The sequence below is a fragment of the Marinomonas atlantica genome, from assembly GCF_001639725.1.
GTDB lineage: Bacteria > Pseudomonadota > Gammaproteobacteria > Pseudomonadales > Marinomonadaceae > Marinomonas > Marinomonas atlantica.
The window spans coordinates 128,298-154,397 of the sequence record NZ_LTAW01000007.1 but is presented as its reverse complement, the minus strand read 5'-3'; the positions used below and the strand labels follow the sequence as shown (position 1 = coordinate 154,397).

Genomic DNA, 26,100 nt, shown 5'->3' with positions numbered 1-26,100 from the left:
CCGGGTTTTTTTACGCTCAAATTTCACATCATATATCCAGTAACTCATACCTACTAGTAAGGAACAGGATACTGCTTAAAGACCTCAGCCACTTCCGATATCACCTGCTCACTCAAAGCGACCTCAAAAGCCTTTATGTCCTCTTTCAACTGATCCAAGGTAGTCGCACCAATAATGGTAGAGGTCACTCCATCCACTTGATCTACCCACGCTAACGCTAACTGAGAAGCAGTCAGACCATTACGCTCAGCAATATCTTTGTAAGCTTTAATTGCCAGGTTAGACGCCTCTGTATCCCTGAATAAGCCATTTCGCTGCGCATAACTCCAACGACTACCTTGCGGACGCGCACCATCAATGTATTTACCAGACAATGCTCCTGCAGCTAATGGCGACCATGGCAAATACGCCACATCTTCGCGAACACAGCCTTCAATCAGATACGGCCAATCTTTCGCGTGCAACAAACTGAACTCATTTTGGATCGACGCCACACGAGGCAAATTATGTTTTTCACTTAAACGAAGGTATTCGCTAACGCCCCAAGGGGTTTCGTTAGAAAGACCAAAATGACGAATCTTACCCGCTTTGACGCATTCATCTAACGCTTGCAGTATTTCTAACATCCCAGCAGACTGCTGCTGCGTATCAACATCAGAAAAACGTAAGCGCCCAGGCCAATGCTTCGCAAAATGTGGGGAGGTACGATTTGGCCAGTGAATTTGGTAAAGATCGATATAATCTGTTTTTAAACGAGCAAGTGAATTATCAACAGATTGCACAATCGCTTCACCAGTTACATCTCCACCATCACGCACCCATGACAATCCGTTACCAGCAATCTTAGTCGCCAGTACAACTTCATCACGACGCGATTCATGACGTGAAAACCAATCACCAATAATAGACTCGGTCTTACCATAGGTATCAGGCGTAGGGGGAACGGCATACATTTCCGCTGTATCCCAAAAGTTAATACCTTGATCCAAGGCAAACTCAATTTGCTGATCGGCATCTTGCTGAGTATTTTGTTTACCCCACGTCATTGTACCAAGGCAAACACTGGACACATCGATATCAGTACGACCTAACTTACTGTATTTCATGTATATACATTCCTTTAAAAGTTTTATATCAACTTTAAGAATGTAATAAATCAAAGGCAACAAAGCCAGCACTCCACTTGGAAAGAATGTGGAGGCTGGCTGCTAAAAAGCACCTAAACAATGGATTATTTATTTTCCAACATGTATTCGTATCGTTTATCAGTTAGCGTCTTTAAAAATGCCACCAACGCATTAACACGATGGTCATCAAGCGGCGGCCCTATCTGCAAAGTATCATGGTCAATATTTTCAAGCACCTCTGGTTCAGCCCAAGGCTCTCCAGTTTCAGGGTTCAATTTTCTCATTGGGTTGTTATAGTGGTCATAGAACAATACGACCGTCTCAAGATCCTTAAATACACCATTGTGCATATAAGGACCAGTAATCGCAGCATTACGTAACGTAGGTACCTTAAACTTACCACGCTGCTTAGGATCACTTACTTTTGGGTTATCAAATAACCCCTCATCAAGCGACTGAAGACTCAAAGCAGAATTAGCCGGCACACCAATATTTCGATATTCATAATTGGTAAAGGTTTCACGCTTATAGAAAGGAGAGCTATTTAACTGATGGCACGAATTACAATTAGTAAACTGTTGAGAAAAGAATAAAGTACGCCCCAATTCTTCTTCTTGGCTGAATACTTCCTCACCACGCAAGACGCGATCATATTTTGAGTCAAATGGCATAAAAAGCTCAGTTTGCTCAAAATGAGCTATAGCATCTGTGATCGCATTAAACGCACGCTCTTTTTGCTCAAAAAGATCATCACCATAAAGCTTTATAAATGATGACTTATATGTAGGATTTTCAAGCACTCTATCAACGACAGCCCCCTCATCTACCATCTGCATTTCAACAGGGTTCACAAAGGGTCCTGCTGCCTGATGCGCAAGCGAGTTTGCACGACCATCCATAAACATACCACCACGAAACTCTCCATCTTTCATTTGATGAAAAGCAGGTGTTAGCGCTGCATAGCTCGCAGTAGGCGCATTACGCTTCCCATGAGAAACCTCATCACTTCCTAAAGATACGGCCCCTAAATCGACTGTTTGGCGACTGTCAGCAAAAGCATGACCAATATCATGACAACTAGCACAAGACTGGTTACGGTACTTAGACAGATTCACATCAAAAAATAATTGACTACCAAGCTGTGCTTTCGGGTGGTTTAATGCCACAGGTAGATCAGAGATCGAATCGACAGAGGACGTTTCAATCGCTAATTCTTCAGACTTTTGACTGCAACCAGACGCCAACAAGACAGCCAGCAACAAAATAGACGAGATTGTATTCTTCATATGACTACCATTTTTTCAGATGGTCACATGATACAACTTGATTAGATAAGAGGTAAATGAATGAGAATGAAAACTAACAGTATTATAAGTGACCAATGTCATAGAGACATCAGCCACTATAATACTAGAAAAATTAATCGTTCTTTTCAGGCAAAGTAACGTTTAATTCCAGCACTGAACAATCGTCCGTATCTTCTAACTGAATCTGGACATGCTCATTGTCAACCTGCACATACTTACGGATAACTGCAATAATCTCTTGCTGCATCTGCTCCAAGTAGTCTGGCTGAGTGCGACGACTACGTTCATGCGCCACAATGATTTGCAAACGATCCTTAGCTACTGACGCAGAGCTTGGCTCGCTTTTACTTTTAAAGTAATCAAAAATCCCCACGCTAGCCTCCTAGTAAACGCTTAAAGAATCCTTTCTTTTGAATATCCGTAAAACGCAACGGACGCTCTTCACCCAGTAAACGATCAACCGCATCAGAATAAGCCTGACCCGCTTCTGCTTGAACATCTAGAATAACCGGTGCGCCTTGGTTCGATGCTTTTAGAACAGCTTCCGACTCTGGGATAACACCTAATAACGGGATTGCCAAAATCTCTTCAACATCAGCAACACTCAACATCTCACCTTCCGAAACACGATCAGGGTTGTAACGCGTCACCAGAAGATGCTCTTCAATGGGCGGCAAACCTTGCTCGGCACGGCGACTCTTACTCTGCAAAATACCTAAAATGCGATCCGAGTCACGTACAGAAGATACTTCAGGATTGGTTGTCACAATAGCGACATCCGCAAAGTACAACGCCATTTGCGCGCCTTTCTCTATACCTGCAGGCGAATCACAAACTATGTATTCAAAATCTTTAGACAGCTCATTCAAAACCGCCTCTACACCTTCAGTTGTCAAAGCATCTTTATCACGTGTTTGTGATGCCGGAAGAAGAAACAAATCCTTAGTACGCTTATCTTTAATCAAAGCTTGTGAAAGCGTTGCTTCTTTATTAATGACATTCACAAAATCGTACACAACTCGACGTTCACAACCCATAATAAGGTCTAAATTACGTAGACCCACATCGAAGTCGATAATAACCGTTTTATGTCCTTTCAGCGCCAATCCAGTACCGATTGCAGCGCTAGATGTAGTTTTACCAACCCCACCTTTACCTGAGGTTACGACGATAATTTTAGCCAACTATATATCCCCCGAGAAACAAATTCTGATAGCCTTTGCCATAACCTATAGTGAGGCGATTTCTAATGCTTCATCCACTAATAGCACTTGCGCGGCGTCTTTCCAAATGATTTTTTGCAGAGCGTCGCTCAACATAAAGTTGCCTGCAATCGCGACCAGCTCTGCTTCCATGTTTTTACAAAAAATACGAGCCGAAGTATCACCTTTCACTCCAGCCAAAGCGCGACCTCTTAAGGCGCCATAAATATGAATATTGCCTTCTGCTAACACTTCCGCACCAGCACTCACTTGAGACACGACCACTAAATCGCCTGGCGCATACACTTGCTGCCCCGAGCGAACAGGCTTTGTAATAAGCTTGGTAGGCTGCGATACCTCACGCTCTTCAACCACCGTTTTAATGACCACATGCGGATCTTTCGCAGGCGCAGGTGTTTCACTCTTAATATTAATCTGTCGACTGTTTGCATTAGGTAACAGCGGCAACTCGCAATCGAAGCGCCAGCTTGGAATATTACCTTCTGACGTCCTCCAGCCAATTACAGCCAGTCCCAATTCACGACAGCCCGCGACAAGTGTTTGAAAAAGATCCAATGAAACAGGCTCAGAGCATTGATTGATGTCGATAATAAGAGGTGCTTGATTAAAAAACTGAGGAACTTGAGCAATCTTTTCCTTCAGCCCCAATTTGATCTGCTCTAGATTGGGTGTTTTGACCTCTAATACAACAGTGGTCACAACACTCCCTTTGAGGCGAAAGTCATTATCTGACATCTAAAGAATTTCCTTAATTAAATCAGTGCGGTAACGCTTATAAAATAAGCGAATTTTGCAATATCCTATTTTAACAATATACAAGTAGAAATGAAGCAATTCCGTGCAAACAAATAACTTAAGTTTACATATTGTGCCTTAATATAACACTTGTGCGCAAATTAAACCAAACCAGCAACCCATTGTATTTATTAAACTTTTACAGCTTATTTACAAGGTTTTGCCATCATTTCTGGGGACAACTCGCTAATGAATAATAATAGCGACTTTATCCTTTGTAGAGTGGTTCAAGACTGGAAACACCTAGTCCCGCTTGCTTGTTCACTTGAATTTGTACCGAAATTCGTTCTTTGAGAGCCTCAACATGACTAATCACACCAATTGTCTTACCGGAACTGTTTAAGCGATCTAGCGCATCTAGAGCGATATCTAAGGTTTCGCTGTCTAACGTGCCGAACCCTTCATCTAAAAATAATGAATCAATCGAGGTTTTGTGAGACACAAGTTCAGACAGAGACACCGCCAACGCCAGACTCACCAAGAAAGACTCTCCACCAGATAATGTTTTTGTGTCTCGCGTAATATCACCCTGCCACTGATCAATAACTTCAAGCTGCAACCCCTCATTACGCTGACGCTGTAATTGATAGCGGCCGTGCAAGGTATTCAGGTGTCGATTCGCTAACCACACGAGATGATCTAACGTCACACTTTGCGCATAACGTCGAAATTTAGCCCCGTCGGAAGACCCAATTAAAGCATTCAAATCGTCCAACAAAATAAATTCATGTTTTTGATCTGCAATATCTTTTAACATGGACTGGTTATTTTTACGTTTAACACTTTCTGAATGAACACGCTCAGCAATTTGCCCTAACTGAACCATTTGCTCATCGTACTCATCTTTAAGCGTTTCAAACCTTTGCTCTAATGCATGCAAGTCCTGCTGTTCAGACAATACCGGTAACGTTGCAAACACGACTTCGTGTTCTGCTAAATCATGATTAACTTGCTCAACCAGTGCATTAAGTCGTTGAATTGTATTTTGCGCATCATCACGCATTTGCTCTATTCGTTTGACCTCTGTCGCGTCGATAGACGCACTCTTCCAAGCGTCTGATGATATAAAGCCAACGCTTTCAAGGCACTCTAACCAATCTTGCTCCGCCGCTTTTGTCTTCTGATTAAGCTGATCGAGCATTTCCGATACATTGGTTAATTTTGTGGTGAGCTGTGTGTGCTGAATAGACTGTGTAGACAACTGGCTTGCGTACAGGTCTTTTGTCGATTGTAAGGCATCCAGCTGGCTTAGATACTCAGTACGTAAGGCTTGAACAGACTTTCCTTGTAACCCTTCTGCCAGCTCATTTCCAAGTCGCTCAACGGTTTGCACCAATGCCGCAATGTCATCTGTAAGTACTTCTTTCTGATGGCTAACTTGGTTAATGGTTTTTTGGGTTTGATCTTTTTGCCATAAGCAAGCCTCTAGGGACTTATCAAGCTCAGCTATTTTTTGAGAAGCGCTCTGCCATTGCTGAACCGCCTCGGTAATGACCACTAAATTAGTCGAATATTGCTCACGCCAAGAAGCATCATTCGCCAATTCAACCACACTATCTGATAAGTTTTGCAACTGCTCTTTTGTGTCTATTTCTAAGGTAGCAAGCGCATGATTTAGTTGATCAATAGCGGTTTGTTTACTGTCTCGTTCATGCAACCATTGCTTCTGAAGCATTAACTGATTGGCGAGCTGTTGATCAACATCCTGCTTTTGCTTCAATAGGTTATGACGCTCTTGCTCTAATGCCTGAGATCGCCTCTGGGTTTGCCTTAGGATCTTTAGCTCTTCACTGGCCTTTTCAATGTTCGTTTCTAGCGCTTGCAAGGAAACTGACGCATCTTCTGCTGCCGCTATTTCATAGCCAATAATTTGATCTCTAATGATCGAACGCTGCGCCTCTATTGATTCAAGTTTACCTAATAACTTCGCACCCTCTTGCTCAATAGGCTTTATGTCATTAACGCTTTGCAAACGCTCAACTTGGTATTCAGATAACCGCTTGGTGAGCGTGTCATCGATAGTAAAAGCTTCTACCGCCACCAAATCATGACTGTCACTTCCACAAAGAGGGCAGGCCTCCCCCTCGATAAGCAATTGACGCTCACGCTCCAATACAGCAACACGTTGTTGCAAAAAAATCCGCTGCTCAAGGTCGGCTATTTGCGCTTCGATTCGTTTGATATTGGACAGCGCTTGCTTAACTTGCTCGGTGTTTTGGGTCAACTCGTCACTTAACGTTTGCTGAGCACAGTTTAACCGCTCCAGTTCTTGTCTTGATTCAGCCAATCGACTCAAAGTGGTTTGAAGCGTTCGCTTTTGCTCTACATATACTTCAAGACTGTCAATTTTGTGCGCCAAACTTGCTGCGTCATAAGTATTCAACAAAGACGCAAGATCGGACTCGACCGTCTGTAAATGATGATTCAGCCCTGACTGATGCTTTTGAGTTAGACTTAGCTGTTGCTCAGCAGACGCTAATTTCTGCTCAATATCTGTTTTGACAGACTGCAGTGAAGTCAGTTGTGTTTGTTTATTTATAGACTGCTGTTTATTTTGGCTTATCTGATCATCTTGCAGGCGCCACTTTTCTATTAGTTCTGAGGCTTTCGCGCCATCTTTCCAAACATTTAGCGACTCCATTAAGCTCAGTTTTTCATTCTGAAGTTGGGTTACCGTAGAGTTCTGATTCGAAATATCCTGTTCTAAAGCATCCAACTGTTGTAACAGCGCTCGCTGATTATCTTGATGCGTTTGCAACGCTTGAGCCTGTCGATTACATTCGTGTTCTTTTGGCGACCAAGTCTTCTCAGCGGCCAGTTCAAATTTTGCAAATGCAGCCTGATGCTCAGAAAGTGTGTGAGAAGCATCATTAAAACGGGCTTGAGTGTCATCATAAGACTGCTGACTTTTTAATAACTCTGTTTTTAAGTTTCTTTCTAGACTTTTACTTTGCTCTAGCTCAACTTTAAGCTGCTGTAGATGTGCGTGTTTGGGCTCTATTTGTTGTGCCAGATACGCTTGCTCAAGCAAATTAAAAGACGGCGCAAGCTCAGTCCAATTTGTTTGAGCCTGAACAAGCTCATCATTGAGTTTTGATTTTTTCTCTGTCAGCTCTTGAGCTGATTGGTTCCATGCGAGCACTCGATGCAGCGCATTTAGCGACTGTTTCGTTTGATCAACGTTTTTCTTAGCAACGTCATGCTCATCTTGCAACACTTGCCACTCTTCAATAGACAGTAACTTGTGGCTCGCTTGAACGGCCTCAAGTTGCTGGATATGAGCTTTTTTCTCACGATGGGCTTCAAATATTCGTCGTGAAATGTCCGCATATACTTCCGTTCCAGTCAGTTCTTCTAATAACTCAGCTCGATCGTCCGTTTTAGCATTCAAAAACGCCGCAAATCCGCCTTGAGCAAGCATCATCGAGCGAGTAAAACGTGGAAAATCCAGTCCAGTTAATTCAGCGACGCCGTCAAGTTTTAAGGCAATTTTATCGGCAATGATTTTACCGTCAGCTTGCGACAAACTGCATTTAATCGGTTGCAGCTTGCCATCGGCTTTATTACGAGCACGTTTTTGCTCCCATGACGCGGTGTATCGCTTACCTTTCACTTCAAACACTACTTCAGAAGCGCAATGGGCAGTGTGTCGAGTCATTACATCATTAGCAGATTGGGATACATTAATACGGGGCGTCTGATGATAGAGCGCCAAACAAATCGCATCTAATAACGTGGACTTCCCTGCCCCCGTAGGGCCAGTGATAGCAAAAATGCCAGCGTCTGCTAAGGGGGCAGATTCAAAATCTATAAACCACTTACCCTTCAAAGAATTCAAATTTTCAAAACGTAGTGAGCAGATTTTCATGAGTTAGGCTCCTCATCGTCCATAATGATTTGCTGGAATAAGCCTCTAAGCTCCACACTTCGCTCTTCTGATACGTCCTTCTCAAGCAATAATTTGTCAAATACTTCCACCGGGGTTACATCCTCTAACGTAGCGGTTTCAGACAAGCCATCGACCAAATCGACGAGCCTCTTTTCTCGGCGCACTTTGACGACATCAATCTTCTTATGCTCGGTTATCTGTCTTAGCTGTTCCTGAAATGGACCTAGATTGATATCTTCTGTAACAGTAATCTCAAGCCATACGGTCAAATGCTCGCTACATGGTAGTTGCTCAATTTCATAAATCAGTTGATCACGACTTCCTTTCATGCTTCTGAGTTCACGAAACGCCGGCACATCAATACGCTCAACATCATGGGTCTCAGTATCAAACACACAAACGGATTTTTGACTGCTGGCTTCATCAAAACTCATTGGCATCGGCGAACCAGAATAGCGCCAGCAGTGATTGCCTCCCACTGACATTGGCTTATGAATATGACCCAGCGCCAAATAATCAAACTCAGGCAACATGCTTGGCGGGAAAGCCTCTAACGTACCCACATAAATATCGCGCACTGACTCTGTTTTCTGTCCGCCTAACACGGTGAAATGACCCGTACCAATTATGGGCACATCGCCAGATAATCGCTTCGCCTCTGAAAATAAAGTTCGGTAATAGTGCTGTATTTGATGGGAAAGCAGCTGTTGTTTTTCATCCCCTGCCTGCCCTGCTTCGTAACGCACCATGTCTCTTGCGCGAAGAAATGGAATGGCACATACCATCGCCTGTAGTGTGTTTTGCTCATCCCGCAATGGAATGACAGCATTATCCAGTGCTGCCCACTCTGGTTGCGTCACGACATAGGTATCGAGCGTTCTCAAAAGACTTTTACTTTCGTTTAATACACTGACCGAATCGTGGTTGCCTGCAACCACAATAAACTGGCAATTTAAGGCATTCAGTTTTAGAACACATTCATGATAGAGCTCTCGGGCATAACTGGGCGGAGTTGATGTGTCAAATACGTCTCCCGCCAAAATCACGGCTTTGATGTGATGTTGTTCAACAATATTCGCAAGCCAAGAAACAAATAAACGATGCTCTTCGAGACGGCTTTTGCCCATAAAACTCTGACCAAGGTGCCAATCGGATGTGTGCAGTATTTTCATTAGGAGTGGTTTATTAGATAGGTAAATTCATTCACTCGACAACGACTGTTCGTTAGCCAAGTCTCTAAGGCATGCAGGGATATGGACTCATCGGCCATTACGACCGCCATGTCAAACCGCTTGAAGGATAAGCTGGCATCAGACTTCGACAAATCTATTAACGCCAACTCGATTTTGGTGCCCAAATTACTAGCCGTAAGCGCTTCTGCAAAATGCCGCGCCATGGGTTCATTCTTAGCGCCGTACAGTAAGAGAAACGTGGCATTTGGGTCCAACAATGCTCGCTGAGGCTTATTCACTAGCTTCAACGTGTCTATTTGATTACAAAGATGGGTGGGGAAGTAGAAATCAAGTGTCGTGCCATCGGGTGAACAGCAGGTACTGCGCCCCTCTTGTCCGCCACATTGCCAACGAATGTCTGCGCCTAACGGTAGCGCCATTTTCGTGCGACCCGTCACCACAGCCCACCGCTGTGTCAACTCGCTCACGGTTACGTGTTCTAGGATAACATCATATACATGATGTGCTTGTGTCGTTAGGGATAGATCCTCCGTAACTCTCTGCTGACACGCTAACAAAGGAGTAGTGGTTGTCGCCTCATATAAACAACAACTTCGGCACGCTCCAGCTAAACAACTGTGCGGAACAATGACTCCTTTGGAGGTCAAGCCAGCCAGTAAATTCTCGCCAGACTCAATTTCATACGTTGTCCCATCAAGGGTAACAGCACAAACTTTTGACATAATCAAACGGCTTTCGGCGTGTCTTTAAGCAGTGTTTTAAGGATGTTCCAAAACTCTGCTACGGAATCGATTTGGAGGCGTTCAGAGGGTGAATGCGCACCGCGTATATTCGGCCCAAACGATACCATCTCCATTGCTGGGTATTTTGCGCCGATGATACCGCATTCAAGCCCTGCGTGAATCACTTTCACATTAGGCTCAAAGCCCATTACCTGTTCATGTACACGATGGAAATGTGTCAGTAAATTAGAATGTGGCTCAGGCTTCCAGCCAGGATAGCCATTTTCTAGCAACACCTCACAGCCAGTTAATTGAAATGGCGCTTTAGCTATCTTCGCTAAGTATTCAGTTTGACTGTCCACTAAAGAACGTACTAATAGACAAACAGACAATTCAATATCAGCCTGATTGACCAAGATTCTAATAACGCCCAAGTTGCAGGAGGTTTCCACCACATTAGCAATAGAAGGTGACATGCGACGAACACCATGCGGTGCCGATAATAAAGCTTGTATCACACTCGTCTGATCACTTTTAGAAAGGTGTCCAGTTACATCAGAAGTAGAAACTGAAATGGATAAGTTGGGATCTGTATCTACATATTCTTGTTGATAGAGTTCGGCTTGCTCAGTAAGCCATTCTTCAAATTTACCAATTTCAGAGGCGTTCATTAACACAGTAGCATTGGCATCTCGTGCAATGGCATTTCGCAGTGTACCACCCACTATTGAAGACAAACGAAAATCCATTGCATCATTTAAGTCATTCAGTAATCGTGCCATCAGCACATTTGCATTGGCTAGACCTTTATTGATGTCTAGGCCTGAATGCCCACCTTTTAGCCCTGTGATAGTAATCAAGAAGGCCCTATCAAATTCCGGTTCATGCTCTAACGGGAAACGTTTGGACACATTGATATCAACACCACCGGCGCAACCGATGTAAACATCACCACGATCTTCTGAGTCAAGGTTTAGCAGTCGGGTACCCTTAAGAATGCCTTCAGGAAGTTGAGATGCACCACGTAGACTGGTTTCTTCTTCAATCGTGAACAGTGCCTCAATGGGGCCATGGGGAATATCGTTACTTTCTAAAACGGCCAAAATAGCCGCGACGCCGATGCCATTGTCCGCCCCAAGAGTCGTACCTTTTGCATGCACCCAACCGTCTTGCTCATACGTTTCAATTGGGTCATTTTCAAAGCAATGATTAGAGGTCGCTTCTTTTTGAGCCACCATATCTAGATGCCCCTGTAGCACAACGGTCTCACAAGCTTCCATACCTGTCGTGGCAGGCTTACAAATTAATAAATTGCCGGCCGCATCAATACTGGCTCTCAACCCTAAACTCTGAGACCATTCAAATAAATAGCTACGTAGCGTTTCTTCGTGAAAAGACGGGCGCGGGGTATCACACATCAGACGAAACTGTCGCCATACAGCTTGTGGCTGAAGCGACTCTAACCATTCGTTCATTTATACACTCCAATAAAATAAGCCGTTTAACTAAGCGCTAAACGGCTTAAAACATTTTTTCATCGCTTTTTAAGCGAGCCTGCTGAAAACGTAACAAATTCTTCAGCACTGGTTGGATGAACACCCACCGTCGAATCAAAATGTGCTTTTGTCGCGCCTGCTTTAATCGCAATACCAAGGCCTTGAATAATCTCACCGGCATAGTCACCAATCATATGAGCACCAATAACCTTGTCAGTTGATCTATCAACAATCAACTTCATAAAACTGCGCTCTTGTGCACCCGATAACGTATGCTTCATGGCGCGAAAATCTGTTTGATAAACATCTATATCTAAACCACGTCGATCCGCTTCTTGCTCACTTAGTCCTACAGTACCAATTGGTGGCTGCGAGAAAACAGCGGTCGGAATATTATCGTAATCAAAGTTTGGTTCAATGCCATCGAACCAATAGCCAATCAATGCCATCGCTTCTTTAATTGCCACAGGAGTTAATTGAACACGATCTGTTACGTCACCGATGGCATAAACAGAATCTGCTGTACTTTGATAACGATCATTCACCACAATCGCACCATTTTTAGTGGTTTCAATGCCTGCTGACGCCACATTCAACTTATCAGTGTTAGGTACACGGCCGGTCGCATAAAGCACTTCATCGAACACCAACTCACGGCCATCTTTTAACATCACACGTTTTTGCTTACCTTGTAATTCAATTTTCGCAACATCACTGTTTAGTTGAACATTGACACCAGAACGACTGTATTCGTTACTTGCAAAATCGCGTACGTCTTCATCAAAACCGCGCAATAATTTATCACCGCGGTACATCAACGTCGTTTCGACGCCCAAACCGTTACAAATACCAGCAAATTCAACGGCGATATAACCACCACCTACGACTAGAATCGATTTCGGCAGCTCTTCTAGAAAGAACATATCGTCGGAGACCAGTACATGCTCATTGCCGGGGAATTCTGGAACAAATGGCTGAGCACCAACGGCGATTAGAATACGTTCGGCTGTAATAATCTCATCAGCTACTTTAACAGTATGAGCATCTACTAGCTCACCATAGCCTTGATGAATGGTAACGCCTGGGTTTTCAAGCAGATTTTTATAGATGCCATTCAAACGCTCAATCTCTTTAGATTTATTGTCCCTTAACGTTGCCCAATCAAAACTTGGCTCAGAAAACGTCCAACCATACCCCTTTGCCTGACTTGCAATATGACTGTATTCGGAACCGTAAACAAACAGCTTCTTCGGCACGCAGCCAATGTTGACACAAGTTCCCCCTAGCGCTTGAGACTCTGCAACCCCCACTTTAAATCCTTTTGAGGCAGCAACACGGCTAGCGCGCACACCACCTGATCCAGCACCGATAACGAATAAATCATATTGATAGTTCACAATAAGAGACCTTTTTAAATTAATTATCATCAAACAATTGGGTTTTGGTTCAGTAATTTCAACTCTACTAATGTAAATGATTATTTTTAATATTCTGACTTGTTGTTATTGTCAATAAGACTTTAATCTGTAACTATTTGTAATATTGATAATTAGGTCAGGAATCATCAGCTCTATGAAAGTAGTATCCTTCAACATCAACGGTTTAAGAGCACGCCCGCACCAGATCTCAGCACTTGTTGAAAAACAACAACCTGACATCATTGGACTTCAAGAAATTAAAGTGCATGACGACGCTTTCCCTCATGAGATTCCAGAATCAGTGGGCTATCATGCCTACTATTATGGTCAGAAGTCACATTACGGTGTAGCAATCTTCAGCAAAAAACCAGCCCTTGAAGTAGAGTATGGTTTCCCAGGTGACAAAGAAGATGACCAACGCCGCATGATTATTGCTACGTTCGATACCGAAAATGGCCCCTTGAAGGTTATAAACGGCTATTTTCCGCAGGGTGAAAATCGAGATCATGAGACAAAGTTTCCTGCGAAACGTAAATTCTACCAAGACCTTATGGACTACCTTTCTGACCAACCTAAAGAAGCTCAAATTGTCATTATGGGTGACTTCAATATCTCCCATTTGGATTTGGACATTGGCATTGGTGACCAAAATGCAAAACGCTGGTTAAGAACGGGCAAGTGTAGCTTCCTTCCAGAAGAAAGAGAGTGGTTTGATCGCTTGTTAGCATGGGGACTAACTGACACCTACCGCCTTCAACATCCTACCTCTAACGAACTCTTTAGCTGGTTTGACTATCGTTCCAAGGGATTTGATGACACACCTAAACGCGGTCTAAGGATTGATGGTGTGCTTGCAACAGCACCTCTTATCGAGCGCCTAATATCAACGGGAATTGACTATGAAATTCGTGCATTAGAAAAGCCATCTGATCACGCTCCAATTTGGGCTGAGTTCAAACTGTAGATGGTGCTTTTTTAATCAACACAGCTAGACTGAGGATATTCATCTGATGCAATTGCTTTTACGCCTCATACCCCCAGTCTTATCCACAATAGATGTGGATTATTTATTTTCCCATAAATTTTTGTTATAACACTGATATTCATTCTCAATTATACTAATAACGATACTTACACCTATGCCTAAATCAGAACTTACTATCGCAGAAATGCTCGAACGCGCGAGCGAAGCCTCTGGCTTCCTAAAAGCAATGAGCAACGAGAACAGACTTATTATTCTTTGCAACCTTTTACAAGGAGAGCTCTCGGTAGGCTCACTAAATGAAAAAGTCTTGCTCAGTCAATCGGCTTTATCACAACACTTAGCCGTACTTAGAAAAGATGGCTTAGTAAGTACACGCAGAGACTCACAAACCATTTTCTACTCTATTGGAGATTCTAGAGTGAAAGAATTAATTCAGAAGCTGCACGATTTATTTTGTGTTTAATCTGATTAATAAGTAATTTCAAAACTTCGCATGTCAGGATCTCAAGCAGTAACACATGGCCTCTTGAGATCCCGAACTGTGCACACAATTTATGACACTATCAATACCTAAAAAGAGGCTATTAGTTTGGCTCTCTAAACTCAAACGGCCCTTTGCGAACTCTTATAAAACTAGCAAACCTAGGCAGTCCAGTTGAGGTTAAGCCTTGATAGCGAAAGGTAATGTATTCACCGATTGCGGGCGGCTCAGATCGCTCTTGATCACTAAACCCCGAGCCAACTCTAAACTGCCTTCCATTGGCCAGTTCAACCACCATAGATCCCATTTGACCTGAATATTTGCCCTTTCCAGGAACATGCTTAACAACTCTCGCCTCAGCATCCTTATAGGGCTTCAACTTAAGTAACGCATCACTTCGACCATCTTTAAAAGAAGCATCTTTACGGTGAAGCATTAAACCCTCTCCTCCCTGAGACACAATTTCATCCAGCAGCAGATACAATTCATCAGAAGTCGTAATGGCATGCTGAATCACAGGCTGCAAATATTCATTCTGAGTTGACTCAATAGCATTTAAATAGATTTTATAGCGATCAGCGAAGGTATGTTCGACACTTGGTGCGTCAAAAACCATATAACGAATCTGTCTCCACTGTGATTCGTTTGGTACTTGATCTAATACGGTCTTTTGAACTGTGTTGAAGCCTTGACGACCTGCCCACAATTCACCATCCATCCATTGATCAGGCCAGCCATTGATAAACCAATAAGGTGCGACTATTAGATTGCCTTGTCGAGTTGTCAATTGATGGCCATCCCAGATAGCACGTATTCCATCTAGCTTTTCACTGACAAGATAAGACTCAACACGCTCACCATCATAAATCGTAGCCAGCTGTACAGGTTGAGCAATAGAATTACCGATTAGGCAGCATAAAGCAGCCGATAAACATAGACGCATAAGACCTCCTTGTCATGCGACAGATACAAAAAAGCCCAAGCAATGCTTGGGCTCTAATTTTGATTAGTTCGACATTTGAACAATCAACTTATTCATACGTGTTACAAACGTTGCAGGGTCGTCTAGTTGACCACCCTCTGCAAGGGTTGCTTGTTCGTACAATAACCAAGCCATATCAGCAAAACGCTCTTCATCCGATTCCGCGTCCATTTTCTGAACAATTGGATGATCAGGATTGATTTCCAATGATGGCTTAGATTCAGGCAGTTGTTGACCCGCCTGTTCAAGTAAACGACGCATCTGTAGACCCATATCAAACTCACCTACCACCAAACACGCTGGAGAGTTCGTCAAACGGTCAGTACTGTTAACAGACGTCACCTTGCCTTCCAAAACAGATTTCATACGATCAAGCAGCGGCTTCATTTGCTCGGCTTTTTGCTCTTTCTCTTTTTTCTGTTCTTCAGACTCTTCTACTTCAATGTCTAACTTACCTTTAGTCACATCTTGGAATGTCTTACCATCAAACTCACGTAGAGACGACATCATCCACTCATCAATACGATCACTCAATAACAGCACTTCATAACCTTTCTTGCGAAGCACTTCCAAGTGAGGGCTATTTTTCGCTGTGTTATGATTCTCAGCGTAAATGTAGTAAATCTTGTCTTGATCTTCCGCCATGCGCTCAACATAGCCTTTTAAAGATTCTGTTTGCGCTACATTGTCAGTATGCGTCGAGCTAAAGCGAAGCAGTTCAGCAATTTTATCTTTGTTACCAAAGTCGTCAGCTGGACCTTCTTTCAGCACATTACCAAATTCATCCCAGAAAGACTGGTAAGTATCTGGATCATTCTTCGCCATTTTAGACAACATGTCCAGCACACGTTTCGTCAACGCAGAACGCATTGAGTCGACTGCATTGTCGTTTTGTAGAATCTCACGAGAGACATTAAGAGAAAGATCGTTTGAATCCACTACACCTTTAACAAAACGCATGTAAGGAGGCAAAAAGGCTTCCGCGTCGTCCATAATGAACACACGTTGAACGTAAAGCTTAAGACCACGCAGCATATCGCGATTCCACAAATCCTGTGGTGCTTTAGCAGGGATGTACAATAAGCTTGTGTACTCTAATTTGCCTTCAACTTTGTTATGAGACCATTTCAAAGCATCTTGGTAATCATGAGAAACATGCTTGTAGAATTCTTGGTACTCTTCGTCCGACACTTCGTTACGCGGACGAGTCCAAAGGGCTTTAGCAGAGTTAACAGCTTCCCAAATAGGCTCAGCACTCTCTTCAACAGGCTTAACATTGCCCTCTTCATCGTATTCTGGTGTCGCCACTTTAAGCATTTCAACCGGAATAGAAATATGATCCGAATACTTAGACACTAAAGAACGTAGGCGCCAGTTATCAGCGAATTCTTGCGAATCGTCTTTTAAATGAAGCGTGATGCTTGTTCCGCGAGTTGATTTATCGATTGCCTCAATAGTGAACTCACCAGTGCCTTCTGACTCCCAGCGAATCGCTTCTTCATGGCCTGCACGGCGTGTTTCTACAGTCACTTTATCTGCAACAATAAACGCTGAGTAAAAACCCACACCGAATTGACCAATTAATTGGCTATCTTTCTTCTGATCACCGCTAAGTTGATCTAGGAATTGAGCTGTGCCTGACTTCGCGATGGTACCAAGGTTTGAGATCGCTTCATCACGGCTCATACCAATACCGTTATCATCGATCGTGATCGTACCCGCATCTTTATCGAAACCAATACGAACACGTAGGTTAGGATCGTCAGACAATAGATCTGCGTTAGATACTGATTCAAAACGCAATTTGTCTACTGCATCCGACGCGTTTGAGATCAACTCACGTAGAAAGATTTCTTTGTTTGAATACAAAGAGTGGATCATTAAATGAAGCAATTGTTTTACTTCAGTCTGGAATCCTAAGGTTTCTTTTTGAGTTTCAGTTGTCATGTTTCTCCATGCTCCTTTGTTACAACAACGCGCATTAGCGCATAACTTTATGATGTTAAAGGATATGGAGGCACAGAAAAAAAATTCAAGCGTAAAAAGTTAAGACTTATGAATGATCGTCAATCCATCGCCTATTGGAAGCAAGCTTGCTGTCACTTCAGAGTCTTGGTGAACACGATCATTGAGAGCCCTAACGATACGAGTGTCTTTGTCATCGAAAGACTCATCGGCAACATTTCCCCACCACAAGGTATTATCGATGACCATACAACCGCCTTGACGCAAAAGCGCTTTACCCATGCTGTAATAGGAAAGTAAATTGGCTTTATCTGCATCAATAAAAATAAAGTCAAAGGTCTCTGGTTGCTCTTCCTGCAATTGGGCCATTGTTATTTTTGCATCACAACATCGCGTTTCGACTTGCGAAGACAATCCTGCTTGATCGATATACTTATTGGCGATGTCCAACCACATTTGCTTTTTATCTAACGCCAAGAGCTGCGCATCTTTAGGCAACTTTAGCCCCATGGAGATGGTACTGTATCCAGTAAATACGCCTATCTCTAAAACGCGTTTAGGTGCCTGCATCGTAATCAACAAACCTAAGAACTGACCAACCTCCGGAGATAAAGCCATGCGCGCCATATGGTATTGAGCAGTTTCACGACGCAAATCATCAAGCACAGCTGGCTCATTAACCGAATGATTAATAATGTAGTTATAAAGTTGGTCATCCACCTTTACTGTTCGATTAACAGGTGGATTTGAAACAGTGACCTGTTTTGGAAAATTAGGAAGCATGCGATTTAATAACCAGTCCACGACTTAATGTTTTAAACGTTTTTGAGCGGAATTCGCGCCTATACAACACAGCTACAACCATAAAACATGCAGCCATACAAAAGTATGGACCCAAAAACCATGCGGAAAAGGCCATAGCGAAGTAATAAGCTCGTAACCCATAGTTGAATTGGTTCGCAGCAAGACTGCATACCTTAGCCATGTGCATGGCATACAGTTCACGCTCACTTTCTTCAACTCCGCGTTCGGTTGCAAGTGGCGCACTACCTACCAGCACAGAGCAGAAATTATATTGACGTACAGACCACGTAAATGTGAAAAAGGCATAAACAAAAATAACAACTAGTACTATGACTTTGAGTTCCCATTCTGTTTGAGTAGTAGGCGTCAGAAAATGAAAATCGTTGATGATACTTAAGGCTTGTTCAGAATAATTGAACGCTGTAAATAAGCCGGCAATAATCAATAAGCTGCTGGACGCAAAGAATAAGCTGCTCCGCTCCAAATTCGCCATAACGGACGCATCGGCGATTCGGTTGTCTCTACGTAGTAGACGTGACATCCAAGCTATCCTAAATTGGTGCAAAACACTCACCAAACAAGTCCGACGCTTAGAATGATAAAGAGCGTAACAAGCATATCCCCACCAACATCCGAGAAAAACGACAAGTGTCATGACATTAACAGGGATCAATAATTGAGCAAAAGGATCTGTGTCCATAGCGCTTAGGGCAACCTTCTAGTTGAAGAGGTAATAAAATATAATTATATAGAATAATAATCGAAAACAATCATTTGTTTCAGTCATTTTCAAAAACATTCGTATCGATATGCTTTTTCACTAGCATAAGAAAATATGGAAAGTGAAATAAATTTGATCAAAATAGAAAACTTAAAATTGATCATTGTCAAAGCTCTGTTTTTCAGGCTATGCTGAATTTATTACTTTAACGGAGCGTTTCTATGACTCGCATTTTATTACTCATACCGCTGCTTGTGCTCTTTAGTATCAGTGCTAAGGCGTTTGATGATAATTTAGATCATAGCTTTGTTAAAAGCGGTCTTCTTGAAGCCCCTTTCGAATTACCTTCCGCTGAAGTTACACCAGATTTAGATCACACCTTGCTACCTATAGCACGAACTAAACTCAGTGAATCTGAAGCTAAACCTCTCTATTATTTTGCTCCAACCAACGTATCCAATTTTGCTTACACACTGTCCTGCCGTGACCCACCTTTTGTTGCTTAATTTTGTTGATAACACATACATATTAAATAACTAAATAAGCTCAATGGTGACCACTATGAAAACACTTACTTATGTAACGACTACTGACATCCGTGATTTGACTTGGCCTGTAATAGAAGAAAACGTTGGTCTATTCACTTCAGCTTTGCATGTTTTAACTGACTTCAAAAGTTCAAGCCCTCGTCTGATAGAACCAACCGTTCGTGCTGACGTGCTGGTAGAAATCATGAAAAAAGAGCATGTTCGTATGAAAATCGTAGTTGATTCCCAAAACAACTTTCTGGGAGTGGTGAGCTTAGAGGATTTATCTGAAGAAGCCTTTATTAAGCACATTGCAGCTGGCTACGTACGTGATGAACTGCTCGCAATTGACCTAATGCGCTCTAAAGATGACTTGCTAGCTGTCTCATATAAGTCTTTGGCTAGTGGAGACATTGAGTCACTCATCTTAAGTCAAAAAAACAATCCTCATCAGCACTTACTAGTGGTCGATGAAGAAACCATGAGCATACGCGGACTGATCTCAGCAAATGATATAGTACGTCAATTAAAACTGAACATTGATGTAGCGACATCCACTAGTTTTGCCAAACTAAATGAGATCCTTGAGCACGAATATGCTGACAGCAAAAGAATACGAGTTGCTTAGAATATAAAACTTAAAGGGCCAGCCTAGTCGCTGGCCTTTTTCTTTTGCACCCAATAATAATAGAGTTCGTTCTCTTGTGCTTGCTTTAATAGGGGATGCCCAAGAAAGTTACAAAACTTGGGGATATCACGCTCAGTGGAAGGGTCTGTTGCAATAATTTTAACCACCTCACCGGCTGCCATTTTGCGAACCACTCCATGCAGCATCATGACAGGTTCTGGGCAATATAAACCTTGGGTATCTAGTATCTGGTTGAACTCTTCTGTATCCACGAACGACCTCTACGTTATCGAATGATATCAATGTCATGCAAAATGACCGCACAATGAGCGGCCAACTTTTGAACAACCTCTAAATCGGACATATTATAGCGTTTTAATACGCGAAAATCGTGATCAGCCCCTTCTATCCATTTAACATGAACATTTTCTGGCAAGTTCTGCTCAGTTACCCATTCATGATTACCTAAACTATCTCTTGTTCCTTGCAAAATATAATAAGGCACGCCGCCAGTCTGCTCAAAATGCGCTAATCGATGTTTATCTGTTTTCTTAGCTGGGTAAAAAGGAAATCCCAATGCAATACATGCTTGAACATTATGGCTGGCACAAAGCTCAGCAATGATCCGACATCCCATTGACTTACCAATCAAAACAATTGGTGTTTCCGGGTCAATTTTCTGCTGCACTTCTTCAACCAACTTAGGAATACGTGGCGGCGGACGCATTTTTCCAGTTGTCTCAATTTGCACCATATAATCAAGCGTTACAGGATTCACCTGCAAGCCAACTTCATCTTCAAAACGTTGCTTGAAGCTTTGTAGAAAATCACTCTGATGCCCAGCACCCGCGCCGTGTAAGAGATAAACTTTAATCATATTGGTTAAAAACGTTGCTCTGTGACAAGGAATCTCCACAAAGCATTCGGCGCTCCTGTTCTTTGAAATGTGAAAAGACTTAGAATCAATTCTGCTAGTTTACCGCTGTTGGAATTAGAGGGAAGGTCCGACTGCTGCGCACAATTCGTTCGAAGCAAACCAGCCCATCACTTTAATCAATACAGCATTATCTTTAACAAGGTCTATCACTCAACGTGGTTTGTGGAAGAAACTATGAGCACAGCTTTTGATCACCCAACATACAACTATCGAGTGGTGCGCGCATTCACCATTATGACGGTGGTATGGGGCGTAGTAGGCATGGCCGTCGGCGTATTAATTGCGTCACAATTAGTCTGGCCAGATTTACTTGCTAACATACCTTACCTTCATTTTGGACGTTTACGCCCACTTCACACTAACGCAGTCATCTTTGGATTTGGTGGCTCTGCCTTGTTTGCGACGTCGTACTATGTTGTACAGCGTACCACACAAGCCAGACTGTTTTCTGACGTCTTGTCAGGTTTCACCTTCTGGGGTTGGCAAATCATCATTGTTGCTGCCGCCATTACATTACCGCTTGGCTATACTCAAACCAAAGAGTATGCAGAGCTAGAATGGCCAATCGACATTTTAATTACCTTAGTTTGGGTAGCCTTTGCTATCAATTTCTTCGGTACGATTGCTAAGCGCAAAATGAAACATATCTATGTTGCAAACTGGTTCTTTGGTGCCTTCATCATTACCGTTGCAGTATTGCATCTTGGTAACAGTGCCGTTGTCCCTGTCAGCGCATTCAAATCGTACTCTGTATATTCTGGTGCAGCCGATGCAATGGTGCAATGGTGGTATGGCCATAACGCGGTTGGCTTCTTCTTAACAGCTGGTTTCTTAGGCATGATGTATTACTTCGTACCTAAACAAGCCGGAAGACCAGTATTCTCGTATCGTTTATCTATTGTCCATTTTTGGGCATTGATTTCTCTATACATTTGGGCTGGCCCTCACCACTTACATTACACAGCGCTACCAAACTGGACGCAAAGTTTAGGTATGGTTATGTCGTTAATTCTATTAGCGCCATCTTGGGGGGGGATGATCAACGGTGTGATGACACTCTCTGGTGCATGGCACAAACTCCGCCATGACCCAATTCTACGCTTCTTGGTTGTTTCATTGTCTTTCTATGGTATGTCTACATTTGAAGGTCCGATGATGTCAATTAAGACTGTAAACGCTTTATCTCACTATACCGACTGGACTATCGGCCACGTACACGCAGGTGCGTTAGGATGGGTTGCAATGGTGAGTATTGGTGCGGTTTATCACATGCTACCAGTCGTCCTAGGCTTAAAAGCAAGTGCAATGTACTCAACTCGTCTTATCAATGTTCACTTCTGGTTAGCGACTATTGGCACAGTACTTTACATCGCTTCAATGTGGGTAAATGGCATCATGCAAGGACTAATGTGGCGCGCATTCAATGACGATGGTTCTTTGACATACACGTTCGTAGAAGCCGTTGATGCAAGTTACCCCGGTTGGTTTGTTCGTGTTCTAGGTGGTGCAGTGTTCCTGCTAGGTATGTTGATCATGTCTTACAACACCTACATGACTGTCCGTCAAGCGAACAGCAAAGAAGCTGAAAGCTTCGAAGCCGATACTCAAACAGCATAGGGGTTTTACAAATGCGCCATGAAGTTATTGAAAAAAATATGGGGCTTATGATCATCCTAATTGTCGTCGCAATCAGTTTCGGCGCCTTGGTTGAGATCATTCCTCTATTCTTTATGAAACAAACCACTCAACCGGTAGAGAACTTAAAGCCTCTTACAGCGCTTGAGTTAGAAGGACGCGACATCTATCAACGAGAAGGCTGCTTAAGCTGCCACTCTCAAATGATTCGTCCATTCCGTGCAGAAACAGAACGTTACGGCCCATACAGTGTTGCAGGGGAGTCTGTATACGATCACCCTTTCCTGTGGGGCTCTAAACGAACTGGACCTGACCTTGCTCGAGTTGGTCAGCGTTACAGTGATGAGTGGCAACGTGCTCACTTATACAATCCTCGCGACGTTGTGCCTGAATCAAATATGCCTGGCTTCCCATGGTTGTTTGAAAACAAAATTGACGGCAATGACACTGCAGACAAGATGTCAGCACTGCGCATGGTTGGTGTACCTTACACTGATGAGCAAATTGCATCGGCAAAAACTGAGGTGCGTGGCAAACGTGAAATCGATGCCCTAGTTGCTTACTTACAGCAACTTGGCACAGTGATCGAACGATAGGGCTAATCATGGACATTAATACGCTAAGAGCACTTGCTACACCGATCGCATTCGTTGCGTTCATAGGAATCTTTTTTTGGACATTCAGTCGTGGACGTAAGAAGGGCTTTGATGAAGCCGCTAACCTCCCTTTTGCAGACGAAGAAGATTATGCAAGCAACGTTCAGCGCGAGCCATCCGTGGAGAAGAATACAAAATGAATGAATTAACTTCTTTTTGGAGCGGCTGGATCATTGTGATCTCGCTAGGTTCCATATTCGGTAGTTTCATCTTGTTGAGTGTTGTACGTAAAGGTCAACGATTCAACTCTGAGACTGAACAAACAATGGGCCATGAATTCGATGGCATTGAAGAATATGACAACCCTTTACCACGCTGGTGGTACTGGATGTTTGTTTTGACCGTTATCTTTGCATTAGCTTACTTGGCGCTTTACCCAGGCCTTGGTAACTACAAAGGGCTATTAGGTTGGACACAAGAGTCATCTTACGAGCGAGAAGTCGCTAAAGCAGAAGCAGAGTTTGGTCCAATGTTTGCTCAGTTCTCTCAAACACCCATTGAAGAGCTAGCACAAAATGATCAGGCCATGCGCATCGGTCAACGCTTGTTTGCCAACAACTGTGCACAATGTCATGGCTCTGCAGCAACTGGTAGCTACGGCTTCCCTAACTTAACGGACGATGACTGGCTATATGGCGGTAACGCCGCAGCAATTTCACATACCATTTTGAATGGCCGAATGGCTGCTATGCCTGCTTGGGGCCCTATGTTAGGAGAAGAAGGTGTTCATAACGTCTCTCAATACGTTTTAAGCCTAAGCAGTAAAGAAACTGACGTAAAAGCAGTACAAAAAGGTCAGCAACTTTACGCAACTAACTGTCTAGCGTGTCACGGTGCTGAAGGTAAAGGTAATCACTTATTTGGTGCCCCTAACCTTACAGATAACATCTGGCTATACGGCGGCAGTCCACAACAAGTCATGCAAACCATTCGTAATGGACGTAATGGACAAATGCCTGCTTGGGAAGGAATTCTAGGTAAAGACAAAGCGCACGTTGTAGCAGGTTACGTTTACAGTTTATCAAATCAGTAAATCATTAAACCTCTGATGTGAATCAAAAGGGTGTGACCGAAAGGCACACCCTTTTTTCATTATAAATTGTAATATTAGTCAGTACTTAAACAGCCTGTTGATCGTTAAGGAAAGCAGCATGAGTGAAAAAATACCTGTTCAAAATGTCGAGCCTGAAACTGTTGAATTCGACTTGTATGAGAAGCGCAAAAAAATTTATACACGAGCAATCTCAGGATTTTTTCAAAAGATTCGTACCCGTGCCCTATGGATCTTAATGCTTGGTTACTTTCTAACGCCCTGGATTAACTGGCATGATCGACAAGGTGTTTTATTTGACCTGCCAGCGCGACAGTTTCATATCTTTGGCATTACTTTTTTTCCGCAAGATTTTTTCCTATTGGCTTGGATATTAATCATTTGTGCCTTTGGTTTATTTTTTGTAACCACGCTCTTTGGTCGAGTATGGTGTGGCTATACCTGTCCACAAACAGTTTGGACTATGGTGTTTATGTGGATTGAGGAAAAGACTGAAGGCTCTCGCAATGCACGAATGAAGCTTGATAAAGAACCCATGTCCAAACGCAAATTTCTCAAGAAATTTAACAAGCACAGCTTGTGGTTCATATTTGGCTGGCTAACCGGACTGACTTTTGTCGGGTATTTCACTCCCATCCGTGAGTTACTTATTGACTTATTTACCTACCAAGCGCATCCATGGGCCTACTTCTGGGTAGCATTTTTCACGGGTGCAACCTACTTATTTGCGGGTTGGTTACGTGAGCAGGTTTGTACCTACATGTGCCCTTACGCTCGCTTCCAAGCTGTAATGTTTGATCCAGACACCATGGTGATTTCATACGATTACAATCGCGGAGAACAACGCGGTGCACGTAAACGCTCAGCAGATCATAAATCCCAAGGACTAGGTGATTGTATTGACTGTAGCCTATGTGTTCATGTTTGTCCTGCGGGTATTGATATTCGTGATGGTTTGCAGTATCAGTGCATTGGCTGTGCCCTATGCGTCGATGCATGCGATTCCATTATGGATAAAATGGGCTACGAGCGAGGCTTGGTAAGTTACACCACAGAGCGACGTTTGGAAGGGAAAACTACTCATATGTTGCGCCCTAAAGTCATTGGCTATGCGATGAGCATGTTGGTTGTTTTCACTGCATTCTTTTATTTTGCAAGCGACCGTGAAGCATTAGGACTAGACGTGATCCGCGATCGAAATCGTCTTTTCAACGAGACACCAAGCGGCATGATAGAGAACATCTACACGGTCAAAGTCATCAATATGGATCAGATATCTCACGTTTTTTTACTGTCCGTAAATGGCCTCGATAACATGGACATGATTGGTCGTAAAAAAGTTACCGTAAATGCGGGTGAAGTTCGATCGGTGCCCTTTTCTATTCAAGTACCACCGACTGCCATTTCACAACAACGCAATACCATTTACTTCAAAGTGACATCACAAGATCCAGATTATCCAATAGAAAAAGTGACTGAAAGTCGATTTATTGGTCCTGTATCAAAATAATTAACTATAAGCGGTGATAATATCACCGCTTATTACATTTATTTATTG

Annotated in this window: 25 protein-coding genes; 9 read left to right on the top strand and 16 right to left on the bottom strand. The window is 43.0% G+C overall.

Going from position 1 to position 26,100, the window contains the following annotated elements:
* Positions 1-53: 53 nt before the first annotated feature.
* From AYW75_RS13905 to gorA, 10 genes are all read right to left on the bottom strand, one after another.
* A complete protein-coding gene (locus tag AYW75_RS13905; RefSeq protein WP_067100518.1) occupies positions 54-1,106 on the bottom strand; it encodes an aldo/keto reductase in 1,053 nt (350 codons plus the stop codon).
* 125 nt (positions 1,107-1,231) lie between these two features.
* On the bottom strand, positions 1,232-2,413 hold the full coding sequence (locus AYW75_RS13900) for a cytochrome-c peroxidase (protein WP_067100515.1): 1,182 nt from the start codon (positions 2,411-2,413) through the stop codon (positions 1,232-1,234).
* Positions 2,414-2,546: 133 nt separating this feature from the next.
* Positions 2,547-2,807, bottom strand: coding sequence for a cell division topological specificity factor MinE (gene minE, locus AYW75_RS13895; RefSeq protein ID WP_067037710.1), 261 nt, complete (start codon positions 2,805-2,807; stop codon positions 2,547-2,549).
* A 1-nt stretch (position 2,808) separates the two neighbouring features.
* On the bottom strand, positions 2,809-3,618 hold the full coding sequence (gene minD, locus AYW75_RS13890; RefSeq protein ID WP_067100512.1) for a septum site-determining protein MinD: 810 nt from the start codon (positions 3,616-3,618) through the stop codon (positions 2,809-2,811).
* Between the two features lie 45 nt (positions 3,619-3,663).
* Complete coding sequence (minC, locus tag AYW75_RS13885; protein ID WP_067100510.1) at positions 3,664-4,392, bottom strand: septum site-determining protein MinC; 729 nt, start codon at positions 4,390-4,392, stop codon at positions 3,664-3,666.
* Between the two features lie 268 nt (positions 4,393-4,660).
* Entirely contained in the window at positions 4,661-8,320 is a 3,660-nt protein-coding gene (locus tag AYW75_RS13880; protein WP_067100507.1) for an AAA family ATPase, read from the bottom strand.
* Positions 8,317-9,513, bottom strand: a complete 1,197-nt coding sequence (locus tag AYW75_RS13875) for an exonuclease SbcCD subunit D C-terminal domain-containing protein (RefSeq protein WP_067100504.1) — start codon at positions 9,511-9,513, stop codon at positions 8,317-8,319. The genes AYW75_RS13880 and AYW75_RS13875 overlap by 4 nt, the downstream gene beginning before the upstream one ends.
* Positions 9,513-10,256: a 2Fe-2S iron-sulfur cluster-binding protein gene (locus AYW75_RS13870; protein WP_067100503.1), complete on the bottom strand. Its 744-nt coding sequence runs from the start codon at positions 10,254-10,256 to the stop codon at positions 9,513-9,515. The genes AYW75_RS13875 and AYW75_RS13870 overlap by 1 nt, the downstream gene beginning before the upstream one ends.
* A 2-nt stretch (positions 10,257-10,258) precedes the next feature.
* Positions 10,259-11,731: an aminoacyl-histidine dipeptidase gene (locus AYW75_RS13865; RefSeq protein WP_067100500.1), complete on the bottom strand. Its 1,473-nt coding sequence runs from the start codon at positions 11,729-11,731 to the stop codon at positions 10,259-10,261.
* Positions 11,732-11,790: 59 nt separating this feature from the next.
* Positions 11,791-13,149 (bottom strand): glutathione-disulfide reductase, encoded by a 1,359-nt coding sequence (gorA, locus tag AYW75_RS13860; RefSeq protein ID WP_067100497.1) that lies wholly within the window; start codon positions 13,147-13,149, stop codon positions 11,791-11,793.
* 175 nt (positions 13,150-13,324) lie between these two features.
* On the opposite strand from gorA, the gene xthA reads away from it, so the two are divergent.
* Together xthA and AYW75_RS13850 are read left to right on the top strand one after the other, a co-directional pair.
* Positions 13,325-14,134, top strand: coding sequence for an exodeoxyribonuclease III (xthA, locus tag AYW75_RS13855; protein WP_067100495.1), 810 nt, complete (start codon positions 13,325-13,327; stop codon positions 14,132-14,134).
* A gap of 175 nt (positions 14,135-14,309) precedes the next feature.
* Positions 14,310-14,618 carry an ArsR/SmtB family transcription factor gene (locus AYW75_RS13850; RefSeq protein ID WP_067100492.1) on the top strand — a complete coding sequence of 103 codons (309 nt, stop codon included), beginning with the start codon at positions 14,310-14,312 and terminating at the stop codon, positions 14,616-14,618.
* Positions 14,619-14,739: 121 nt separating this feature from the next.
* Here the strand turns inward: AYW75_RS13850 and AYW75_RS13845 are convergent, their stop codons facing one another.
* The 4 genes from AYW75_RS13845 to AYW75_RS13830 form a co-directional block, all read right to left on the bottom strand.
* On the bottom strand, positions 14,740-15,579 hold the full coding sequence (locus AYW75_RS13845) for a DNA ligase (protein WP_067100491.1): 840 nt from the start codon (positions 15,577-15,579) through the stop codon (positions 14,740-14,742).
* A 63-nt stretch (positions 15,580-15,642) separates the two neighbouring features.
* A complete protein-coding gene (gene htpG, locus AYW75_RS13840) occupies positions 15,643-17,565 on the bottom strand; it encodes a molecular chaperone HtpG (protein WP_067100489.1) in 1,923 nt (640 codons plus the stop codon).
* Positions 17,566-17,664: 99 nt separating this feature from the next.
* Positions 17,665-18,366, bottom strand: coding sequence for an O-methyltransferase (locus AYW75_RS13835; RefSeq protein WP_067100486.1), 702 nt, complete (start codon positions 18,364-18,366; stop codon positions 17,665-17,667).
* Positions 18,356-19,042 carry a DUF599 domain-containing protein gene (locus AYW75_RS13830; protein WP_231886224.1) on the bottom strand — a complete coding sequence of 229 codons (687 nt, stop codon included), beginning with the start codon at positions 19,040-19,042 and terminating at the stop codon, positions 18,356-18,358. Before AYW75_RS13830 ends, AYW75_RS13835 begins: the two co-directional genes overlap by 11 nt.
* 287 nt (positions 19,043-19,329) lie before the next feature.
* Here AYW75_RS13830 and AYW75_RS13825 point away from each other — a divergent pair, with 287 nt between their 5' ends.
* Together AYW75_RS13825 and AYW75_RS13820 are read left to right on the top strand one after the other, a co-directional pair.
* Positions 19,330-19,614 carry a hypothetical protein gene (locus AYW75_RS13825; RefSeq protein ID WP_067100480.1) on the top strand — a complete coding sequence of 95 codons (285 nt, stop codon included), beginning with the start codon at positions 19,330-19,332 and terminating at the stop codon, positions 19,612-19,614.
* A gap of 55 nt (positions 19,615-19,669) precedes the next feature.
* Entirely contained in the window at positions 19,670-20,263 is a 594-nt protein-coding gene (locus AYW75_RS13820; RefSeq protein WP_067100477.1) for a CBS domain-containing protein, read from the top strand.
* A 23-nt stretch (positions 20,264-20,286) separates the two neighbouring features.
* Here AYW75_RS13820 and tusA read toward each other — a convergent pair whose 3' ends face one another.
* Together tusA and AYW75_RS13810 are read right to left on the bottom strand one after the other, a co-directional pair.
* Positions 20,287-20,535, bottom strand: a complete 249-nt coding sequence (gene tusA / locus AYW75_RS13815; RefSeq protein ID WP_067100475.1) for a sulfurtransferase TusA — start codon at positions 20,533-20,535, stop codon at positions 20,287-20,289.
* A 14-nt stretch (positions 20,536-20,549) separates the two neighbouring features.
* Positions 20,550-21,179, bottom strand: coding sequence for an alpha/beta family hydrolase (locus tag AYW75_RS13810; RefSeq protein ID WP_156490861.1), 630 nt, complete (start codon positions 21,177-21,179; stop codon positions 20,550-20,552).
* Positions 21,180-21,374: 195 nt separating this feature from the next.
* On the opposite strand from AYW75_RS13810, the gene ccoN reads away from it, so the two are divergent.
* The 5 genes from ccoN to ccoG all read left to right on the top strand — a co-directional run bounded on the left by ccoN (position 21,375) and on the right by ccoG (position 26,052).
* Positions 21,375-22,817, top strand: a complete 1,443-nt coding sequence (gene ccoN, locus AYW75_RS13805; RefSeq protein ID WP_067100471.1) for a cytochrome-c oxidase, cbb3-type subunit I — start codon at positions 21,375-21,377, stop codon at positions 22,815-22,817.
* 11 nt (positions 22,818-22,828) lie between these two features.
* Positions 22,829-23,431 (top strand): cytochrome-c oxidase, cbb3-type subunit II, encoded by a 603-nt coding sequence (gene ccoO / locus AYW75_RS13800; RefSeq protein WP_067100468.1) that lies wholly within the window; start codon positions 22,829-22,831, stop codon positions 23,429-23,431.
* Positions 23,432-23,439: 8 nt separating this feature from the next.
* Positions 23,440-23,631 carry a CcoQ/FixQ family Cbb3-type cytochrome c oxidase assembly chaperone gene (locus tag AYW75_RS13795; RefSeq protein ID WP_067100466.1) on the top strand — a complete coding sequence of 64 codons (192 nt, stop codon included), beginning with the start codon at positions 23,440-23,442 and terminating at the stop codon, positions 23,629-23,631.
* On the top strand, positions 23,628-24,524 hold the full coding sequence (ccoP, locus tag AYW75_RS13790) for a cytochrome-c oxidase, cbb3-type subunit III (protein WP_067100462.1): 897 nt from the start codon (positions 23,628-23,630) through the stop codon (positions 24,522-24,524). The genes AYW75_RS13795 and ccoP overlap by 4 nt, the downstream gene beginning before the upstream one ends.
* 118 nt (positions 24,525-24,642) lie before the next feature.
* The gene (gene ccoG / locus AYW75_RS13785) at positions 24,643-26,052 is read left to right on the top strand and encodes a cytochrome c oxidase accessory protein CcoG (protein ID WP_067100460.1); all 1,410 of its coding nucleotides are present in this window, start codon (positions 24,643-24,645) and stop codon (positions 26,050-26,052) included.
* Positions 26,053-26,100 lie beyond the last annotated feature (48 nt).